Origin of the sequence: Allobosea psychrotolerans (genome assembly GCF_002917105.1) — a bacterium.
Taxonomy (GTDB): domain Bacteria; phylum Pseudomonadota; class Alphaproteobacteria; order Rhizobiales; family Beijerinckiaceae; genus Allobosea; species Allobosea psychrotolerans.
Window position 1 is genome coordinate 1 of record NZ_PQFZ01000048.1, and the last position, 2,373, is coordinate 2,373.

A 2,373-nucleotide genomic window follows, 5' to 3' on the forward strand; every position below is an offset into this window, starting at 1 on the left:
GCCTCGTCCTCGATGGAGGAGATGGCGGCCAATGTGAAGCAGAACGCCGAGAACGCGGCGACGACGGAGAAGATGGCTGGCCAGTCGGCCAAGGATGCCGAAGCCTCCGGGATCGCTGTCGGCAAGGCGGTCGATGCGATGCAGACGATCGCGGCCAAGATCAACATCGTCCAGGAGATCGCCCGCCAGACCGACCTGCTGGCGCTCAACGCGGCGGTGGAGGCGGCGCGTGCCGGCGAGCACGGCAAGGGCTTCGCGGTGGTGGCCTCGGAAGTGCGCAAGCTCGCCGAGCGCAGCCAGGCTGCGGCCGCCGAGATCGGCACGCTGTCGGTCGACACGGTGAAGGTGGCGCAGGAGGCGGGCGCGATGCTGGCCAAGCTGGTTCCCGACATCAAGAAGACGGCCGAGCTTGTCGAGGAGATCACGGCGGCCTGCCGCGAGCAGGATGTCGGCTCGACGCAGATCAACCAGGCGATCCAGCAGCTCGACAAGGTCACGCAGCAGAACGCAGCCGCCTCCGAGGAGGTCTCCGCCACCTCCGAGGAACTCGCAGCCCAAGCCGAGCAGCTCCAGACGACAATCGCATTCTTCAAGACGGAAGACGCGCGCGCGACCGACCGTGCCGTCGGCCAGCTCAAGGCCAAGGCGAAGCAGATGAAGGCGGCTGCCGCTCCCCGCAAGCCAACAGCGCCGTCGCGCGCCGCCAAGGCAACGAAGGGCGGCTTCGCCTTCGATCTCGACGAAGCCGGGGATGAACAGGACGTCCGTTTCAGCCGCGCGTCTTGATCCAGCGCAGATGCTGCCGCGTCGAGCGCAGCACCTGCCCCCCAGCCCTATGCCTAAGCCTGCGCCAAAACCCCCGCTTCACTTCAGTATGAGTTGAGTCATGCGTCTGACCATCAAAACCAAGCTTGCCGGCGCCTTCGGCGTCGTGATCGCCCTGTCCCTGGCGGCCGGTGGCCTCTCCTACGTCAAGCTGTCGGAGATGACGGAGACGCAGAACGCACTCGTGGCCTGGTCGAAGCGGATCAACGCGAGCGGCAATATCTCCGACGCTTTCAACGGATCGATACGCTCCGAAAAGAACGCGGTGCTCGCCGCCAGCCAGAAGGATACCGATACTGCGGCGGCACGTGCGGTAGACCGCCGCAACACGGCTCTCGCGCAGAAGGACGAGCTCTTCCGCATCGCCAGCGAAGAAGGCAAGAAATACATCGCGCAGATCACGGATAAGGCGAACCGTTTCGCCGCTGTCCAGGATGAAACGCTGGCATATGCGAAGCTGAACTCCAGCAACCGTGCGACTGAAGCCTGGCAGACGGAGACAATACCGCTGATTCAGACGATTACGGCGACGACAAACCCGCTGATGGCGGAAGCCTCGAAGCCCGACACCAGCCCCGAACTGCTGCGCGCCGCACTGGGCTTCCAGGAGGCCCGCCTCGAGTGGCTCCGCATGACCCGCATGGCCGCACTCGCATTCAACATGCCGACGGTTGCGGAAGTCGAGAAGCTCCATAAGGACGTCGAGGAGCAGGCCCGCGGCGTTCGTGCCAAGCTCGCCAAGTCCGCTGCCGAACTGGCCCAGCTCGGGCTTGCTACCGGCCCCACGCTGGCGGCGTTCGACAAGGGCATCACTTCGGCGTTGCGCACGGTCGCGATCGCGGCGGAGGCCGGAACGATCAAGGCAACCAACTCGACGATGGTGGCAGGCGCCGCCGCAGTGGCCGAGCTCTCGACCGCATTGGACAATTACAGCGGCTTTGCCGCCAGATCGGCTGATGCGGCCGCGGTCGCAGCGGCGGAAGCTGCGGCGTTCGCCAAGACGCTGCTGATCTCGATCCTGGCCGGCTCGCTCCTGATTGCAGTTGCCGCTGCCACCTGGATCGCCATCAACATCAGCCGCGGCCTCTCCAGCGCCGTTAGCCTCGCCAATGCTGTCGCGATCGGCGATCTCAGCCAGGCCATCACGGTGAAGAGCAATGATGAGATCGGCGATCTCGTCACCTCGCTCAATGCGATGACGGCAAACCTCAACGCTACCGCCGCTGTCGCCGACGCGATCGCCAATGGTGACCTGACGGTCGAGGCGAAGCCGCTGTCCGAGAAGGACACGCTTGGCATCGCGCTCGAGAACATGGTCGAGAAGCTGCGCGACGTCGTCAGCCAGGTGAACACGGCGGCCGAGAACATGTCGTCCGGTTCGCAGGAGCTGTCGGCTTCGGCCGAGCAGCTGTCGCAGGGCTCGACGGAGCAGGCCTCATCGACGGAGGAGGCGTCGTCCTCGATGGAGGAGATGGCGGCCAATGTGAAGCAGAACGCCGAGAACGCGGCGACGACGGAGAAGATGGCTGGCCAGTCGGCCAAGGACGC

Annotated in this window: 2 protein-coding genes; both read left to right on the top strand. The window is 65.3% G+C overall.

The features are described from left to right. On the top strand, positions 1–786 hold a 786-nt coding region (locus tag CYD53_RS29705), incomplete at its 5' end, for a methyl-accepting chemotaxis protein (protein ID WP_245928504.1). A 100-nt stretch (positions 787–886) separates the two neighbouring features. Then, on the top strand, positions 887–2,373 hold a 1,487-nt coding region (locus CYD53_RS29710; RefSeq protein ID WP_103721671.1), incomplete at its 3' end, for a HAMP domain-containing protein.